Genomic DNA, 6,469 nt, shown 5'->3' on the forward strand with positions numbered 1-6,469 from the left:
CGAGCACCGTTAATGGAGACGGTAGCTACAGGAACACCGGCGGGCATCTGAACGATTGACAGCAGCGAGTCCATGCCCTCGAGGTTCTTCAGACGCACCGGAACACCAATCACGGGTAGTGCGGTGACGGAAGCGAGCATACCGGGCAGGTGAGCAGCACCTCCAGCACCAGCAATAATCACGCGGATACCGCGGCTGTGAGCCTTCTTGCCGTACTCAATCATGTCTTCGGGCATGCGGTGAGCAGAAACAACATCGGCCTCGTAAGGGATGCCGAACTCGTCAAGAACCGTGGCGGCAGCCTCCATAACTGACCAGTCCGAATCCGAACCCATCACAATGCCAACAATCGGCTGGGAAGAATCATAGGGAGACTGAGACATAATCCTCATATCCTTTCAGAATGCGGTGGCGAACCACCATTAATAGGGTGCGTCGGATACGCAGGATGTGCTCACCCCACGCACCGGCTAAAACAGGGACTACAGGGGGCGGCCGTCACGCAAAATGGAAGCGGCATTCGCGGCGCTGTGGCGCAGCGCCTCAAGCTCAGCCACCGTACCGGAAATATTCACATGACCAATCTTGCGGCCTGGACGGGTTTCCTTGCCGTAGAAGTGAATCTTTGCGCGCGGCTCAGTCGAAAGCGCCAGCGGGTAGACACCGAAAATGTCTTCGTTCTCGCCGCCCAGGTAGTTCTTCATCACGGCAACACCCTCCAGCACGGAAGTGTCACCCAACGGCAAATCCAGTACAGCACGCAGATGCTGCTCAAACTGGCTGGTCACCGAGCCGTCCTGAGTCCAGTGGCCGGTATTATGCGGGCGCATTGCCAGCTCATTGATGTAGAAGCCGGCGGGGGAGCCGGGCACCTCAAACATCTCAACAGCCATGACACCGGTCACGCCCAGCTCGGAGGCAATAGTGACCGCGGTGGCGGCAGCGGCTTCAGCAACCTCGGGGTCTAGATCCTGAGCGGGGGCAATGACCTCGTCACAGATGGAGTTCACCTGAATGGTCTCAACAACCGGCCAGGGGCGTACCTCGCCGCTTTCACGGCGAGCCACCAATGCGGAGAGTTCACGGGTGAAGGGTACCTTCTCCTCGGCAAGCAGAGCGGAGAAATCGGTGCGGGAAGGTAACTGCTCAAACCATGCAGCACTGCGCTCGCGAGCCTCCTCTGGGGAATCCAGAACGAGTACGCCCTTGCCGTCGTAGCCGCCGCGCGGGGTCTTCAGAACCACAGGCCAGCCAATCTCATCACCGAAAGCAAGCAGCTCATCCAAAGTGCTCACTTGAGCCCAGCGAGGGTTCGGCAAACCCAGACGCTCGACAGCCTGGCGCATGAGGAGTTTATCCTGTGCGTACTGCAGAGCCTCCGGGTGGGGTTGTACATTTACGCCCTCTGCTATGAGGGTGTGCAGAAAATCGGTGGGCACATGCTCATGGTCGAAAGTGATGACATCCTTGCCGCGAGCAAATTCGCGGAGGGTGTCCAAATCCTTGTAGTCCCCGACGGGGGCGGTACGTACCGCTGCCACGGCGCCGACGGTGGGCGCCTCCGCGAGAATCTGCAGGTTAAGGCCAAGGTTAGTTGCTGCGGGAGCCATCATGCGGGCCAGCTGGCCACCGCCGATGACACCAATTACGGGTCCAGTCACAGGGTAAGTCACATCACCTAAGTGTACCTGGTTCGGAGTGCTTATGGGAGTAAGACCACATTAAGTCGCAGATTGGGGTCAACGGGGCTTCAGAGCCCAATATTTGGGCGTAAATACCGGAAGAAATCGTAAAAACCTGCCTTCTGCACGGTCAGGCAGAGACGAAACTATCAGCGCATGATGAAAAGAGTCACTCGGTGGCTGAGAGATCTATGGAAAAACTCCCCGAGGGACAAACAACGCACCGGAACTGTATTAACATGGAAGAGCTTGTAAAAGAGACCGAAGCACCATGCAGTGACAACGTAACCAACGCTCACCGTTGCAGCATCGGCACCTTTTTCTTTGATAAAATCCCGCTAGATAGGCCACGCATGAGTGCACAGACGAAACTGACCATTACCGAACGCTTGAAATCCCTCTGGGACAGCTACGGTATTGAGGTACTCAAATTCGGTACCGTGGGCGGTGCCGCCTTCATCGTCAACTCTGTGACGGTGTGGGTGCTGATGATGACCATCATGTCGGAGTCCCACACCAAGGCGAAAATTGTAGCGAGTGTTGTCGCAACCATCTTCTCCTGGCTCATGAACCGCCTGTGGACCTTCCGCGACTCCCGCTCCGAAAACTGGAAGCGCGAAGCACTCGAATTTGGTCTGGTGAACCTGCTCGGTATTCTCGTCGAAGCCGGCTGTGTGGCATTCAGTACCTACGTGCTGAACCTTCGTACCCCCGAGGCGTCCTTCATCTCCGGTACGATTATCGGTACCATACTGGGTACCATTCTTCGCTACTTCCTCTACCGATTCTGGGTGTACGGATCGCACCGCAAGCAGGTTGAAAAGGGCGAAGGCACCGATCACGAAGAGCTCGGCCGCATGTTTGATGAGGCTGCTGCCATTCTCGAAGGCGAAGAACCCACCAAGCAGAAGGCACGCCTTGAGACGTCTGCATCCGAGGCGCAGCCGAAGCCCGGCTTGCAGAACTACTAAGCTCCTCGGAATGTAGAAACAGCATAGTTAGAACGTTACATAACAATCCATCCCCCGATACGAACGGTATCGGGGGATGGATCATTTAAAGTCCTATGTGCATGTTGGTGATCCGGGCGGTCGTTAGCCATCCGTGCGATTTTTCGGGTAACAGTGGAGGAGTACTACGCGCGGGGAAGCTCGACCGCACGCTCGGCAACCATCAGAGACGCCAGCTGCCCATCCTGCCAGTTGACGCTCGGATCAGCCACAAACACCGCATGCCCCGAAACCAAAATAGCTAGCACCTCCAGCAGAGCGCTCAGAGCCGCCTCCGAAGCATCAAAACCGTAGTCGGGGCTCAACTCCAGTGAGAGCGCCCGCTGCCCCGAAGGTAGCATGTATCCCGCCGTGCGATAGGTCTGTGCCTGCGTAAGAACCTGCTCGTAGGCTTCCGCGTAGCTGAAACCCTCAATGATTTCTGCCGAATCATTGGGAAGCAGACCCGAGTACTGGTCGCCAAAGCTGCGCACCAGGGCGCAGTAATCGAGTACCTCCTCGGCGTGCGGAGCCAGTGCCTGCAGATTGTCGGTGTAGGAAAGAGCCAGCGGTGCACGGTCGACCGCCAGAAGGTACGCGGGGTCATTCGTGTAGCCCGCCTCCTGCTCGGTGCAGACCGCGGCAACCAGAGGCTCATCCTGATCAAGGATCGCGCCCACGCGTAGCGCCGCCAGACCCAGAACAATAGTGCGCCAGTGCAGGGGAGCCTGCAGGTCAAAACCTTCATCGGGCGTCAGTTCACATTCTTCAACCAGCAGGTTTGCGCTCTTGTCTACCCAGTTCATGAGGACCCTGCCGGAGAGCTCAATGCGCTCGCCTGCCGCCGAATACCAGATCAGGGCGGGGGTCTGCTGAGCACTGAGTTTCTCGAAGAAACGGTTCAGAGTCGTGGGTGCGGAAGCGCTGGTGGGGGAGAGAATAACCATGGGTTTCACTCTACCTCACGGTTCAGAGGGAGCGGAGGTAGAGGGGTGGTTCTGCGGGGAGGGGAGTACCCGTTACCGGGCTAGAAAAGTACAGAAGTAAAGTAAAAACTTCTAAGGGGTGCTTGAAAAACCTAATGATGAAAAACCTTTGCACCACCTAAGGTCCTATTTTGAAATATGGCATGCAGATAAATTGGAAATATAAATGTTTCGCAATAAGCCTGGAAAAAAATATGCAGAGCATGGGTATCGAAAAGATAAACTTTTCTTTTTGAATGTCCTGAAAATTTCTGGGAGTGGGGTTTGGGGGATTCCTGCAGGGGTAACTTTCCTTATATTTGGAGTCAAGATACTGAATTTGCATGCAGTGGTAACTGGTCCTAAAAAGGGGAAACTTGAGGCTGACTCAAGATGTGACTGGGGGCAAGTGAAGGGGTGAAAAATATATAAAGGTCAAATTCACATTAAATATGAAGATTGTAACAAGTACATCTAAACATTGATTAAGTCTAGTTTGACGAAGCGGCGTGTCGCACGTCTAATAGATATATAAGCGTGTTTTGCTCCGGAAGGGACCGTAGAGGCCAGAGCAAACCATGCCACACCATACACATGAAGATTCCGTCTACGACGGATCCGCAGACTCATTATGCTCACAATGAGAACACGGAAGGAAAACCCATGGGCTCCTACATTGCATCCGACCGCTCCGTCGCGGCCGCGCGCGCATCAGGCGCTCAGCACCGTAGCATGAATCCCACTCCACCCCTCGAAAAAATCGCCGATGTCTTTCTCTCAGAAGCAGAACGAGCCAAGCAGCTCAACCCCCCTCCCTGCGCCGACGTGTGGACCGCCGCGGCAGGGCTCTACGGAACCGAAGGCGAAGACGGAGAACTCGCCTGGCAAGCTGAAGCGCTCTGCGCCCAAACTGACCCCGAGGCCTTCTTCCCTGAGAAAGGAGGCTCCACCCGAGACGCCAAAAGGGTATGCGGCGTATGCCCCGTGCGCGAAGAATGTCTACAATATGCAATGGACAATGACGAGCGCTTCGGAATCTGGGGCGGGCTGTCAGAACGTGAACGCCGCCGACTGCGCAAGCAGACGAGCTAAGCCAGGAAGGTACCACCTACATGCAGACTGCACGACTATGCTCCCGCCAGACCTGCCAACGAGAGGCGACTGTTACTCTCCACTACTCCTATGCAGACTCCACGGCACTTATCGATGCACTCTCTGAATTCCGCGAACCCCACGCCTATGACCTCTGCGACCATCACGCTGCACGGCTGACTGCACCCCAGGGTTGGCGAGTGGTCTACAAGGTACCCGTTCAAGACACCACCGAATCCTAGAATTCAAAACCAAGAATTAAACACCCGAATGTAAAGAACCTTCCGCGAATTCATGCGGAAGGTTCTTTGCATATGAGAAACTGGCAGATAGCATAGACACCCGCAACTCACCCAAACACCGACCACTCGAAAAGAACGCGAGATCCATGACCAAAGAAACACACCGAGGGATGTGGGGCGCACTGCGCCCGGCCATCCGTCGCACCAGTGCCGAAGAACTACTCCACGCCCGACGCGCTGAAATTAAAGCCAGTGAACCGACTCCGTACACCGGCGCCTTCGGACGCATTGCAGCAGACGTACCCACCGTCGCCGAAGAACCCGACCTGCCCACCGGGAGCGTACCCGTCGTCCCTGCACGCAGCAAACTACGCGAACAGGGCGTCGGCACCCGCGTGCGCACCCGCACGAACGTCTCCACCGGTTTCGTGCCCCTCGTACGAGACTCGAAGACCACCCCCAAAAACCCGACGCTCAGCGACCTCAATCGCGAAACCATGCAGAAGGCCGCTGAAGCAGAAGCCAAAAATGCGGTCGAAGCACAAACCATCGATACCTCGGAGGCGGCAAGCGCCTCCACCGCCGGACGCAAGTACCGCACCGAAACCACCCGTACAGGTCACACTCACACGGTCGCAGACCCCAACGCGCCGCTGTCCTCCCTGGCGGCCTCACCCGAAGCAGCAGAACGTGCCGCAGCCCGCGAAGATGCCGTGGAAGACACCCCGCGCTTCCTCAAGCTCCGCGCAACCCTCATCGCGCTCACAGTACCGCTGACCGTACTCATGATTGCGATCCGCACCGTAGCCTCCGCCCCCTTCCTCTGGTTTGAATACCACCGCCCCGGATTCCCCGAAGACAGCTACGGCTACTACCTCATCGAGAGGATGCGCCTGGGCTCCTACGGCGTGGACTACATCAACAACTTCGCGCCGCGAGAATACCTCGCCCGCGTCACCACCGGTGCCGACAATACCCTCGCCTTCACCGAAGCAGAAGTGAACCACATGCACGACGTGAAGTGGGTACTGCTTGTCGCCATCATAGCTGTTGCCGCGCTCTTCCTACTGACGCTCTTTAGTAGCATCTCCCTGCGCGAGCGCTCCCCCGGAACCATCCGCCGTAGCCTCTTCTCTGGTGCTTGGATTACCCTGGGACTCATCGCGGTGCTCGGCGTTATGGGTTTCTTCAATTGGGAATGGCTGTTCACCACCTTCCATCAGGTGTTCTTCCCGCAGGGCAACTGGGAGTTTTCCGTACGAAGCTCGCTCATTCGCCTCTACCCGCCGCAATTCTGGATCGATGCAGCAATCGCTGTAGCGGTCCTCATGGCAGCGCAGATTACCCTCCTGCTCGTGGCCACCTGGCCCACCAAATACCGCAAGCTCAAGGCAGAACGCCGCCGCCAGGAACGCCAGGAGCTGCGCGTCAAGCTTGCTTCCGCACGAGTCGGTGACAACTAGAAATCATCAGCCACTTCACCGTGCAAGCCAGCGCGG

General features: G+C 56.9%; 7 protein-coding genes. 4 read left to right on the forward strand and 3 right to left on the reverse strand.

Translation table 11 applies throughout. The features are described from left to right. Window positions 1-383, reverse strand: a 383-nt coding sequence (gene purE, locus O3648_RS07975; protein WP_371569483.1) for a 5-(carboxyamino)imidazole ribonucleotide mutase, incomplete at its 3' end; no start/stop codon positions are given. A gap of 99 nt (window positions 384-482) precedes the next feature. Next, a complete protein-coding gene (locus O3648_RS07980) occupies window positions 483-1,673 on the reverse strand; it encodes a 5-(carboxyamino)imidazole ribonucleotide synthase (protein ID WP_371569486.1) in 1,191 nt (396 codons plus the stop codon). 362 nt (window positions 1,674-2,035) lie between these two features. Between O3648_RS07980 and O3648_RS07985 the strand changes: the two genes are divergently transcribed. Next, complete coding sequence (locus O3648_RS07985) at window positions 2,036-2,653, forward strand: GtrA family protein (RefSeq protein ID WP_279741787.1); 618 nt, start codon at window positions 2,036-2,038, stop codon at window positions 2,651-2,653. A 164-nt stretch (window positions 2,654-2,817) separates the two neighbouring features. On the opposite strand, the gene O3648_RS07990 is transcribed toward O3648_RS07985, so the two are convergent. Then, window positions 2,818-3,618 carry a TIGR03089 family protein gene (locus tag O3648_RS07990; protein WP_371569490.1) on the reverse strand — a complete coding sequence of 267 codons (801 nt, stop codon included), beginning with the start codon at window positions 3,616-3,618 and terminating at the stop codon, window positions 2,818-2,820. A gap of 681 nt (window positions 3,619-4,299) precedes the next feature. On the opposite strand from O3648_RS07990, the gene O3648_RS07995 reads away from it, so the two are divergent. The 3 genes from O3648_RS07995 (at window position 4,300) to O3648_RS08005 (ending at window position 6,433) form a co-directional block, all read left to right on the forward strand. Beyond that, window positions 4,300-4,728, forward strand: coding sequence for a WhiB family transcriptional regulator (locus O3648_RS07995; protein WP_279741790.1), 429 nt, complete (start codon window positions 4,300-4,302; stop codon window positions 4,726-4,728). Between the two features lie 20 nt (window positions 4,729-4,748). Then, entirely contained in the window at window positions 4,749-4,970 is a 222-nt protein-coding gene (locus O3648_RS08000) for a DUF3499 family protein (RefSeq protein WP_049362309.1), read from the forward strand. A gap of 146 nt (window positions 4,971-5,116) precedes the next feature. After that, window positions 5,117-6,433, forward strand: coding sequence for a TIGR01906 family membrane protein (locus tag O3648_RS08005; RefSeq protein WP_279789385.1), 1,317 nt, complete (start codon window positions 5,117-5,119; stop codon window positions 6,431-6,433). Window positions 6,434-6,469: the final 36 nt, after the last annotated feature.

This window comes from Rothia sp. 27098_8_161, assembly GCF_041432905.1.
GTDB lineage: Bacteria > Actinomycetota > Actinomycetes > Actinomycetales > Micrococcaceae > Rothia.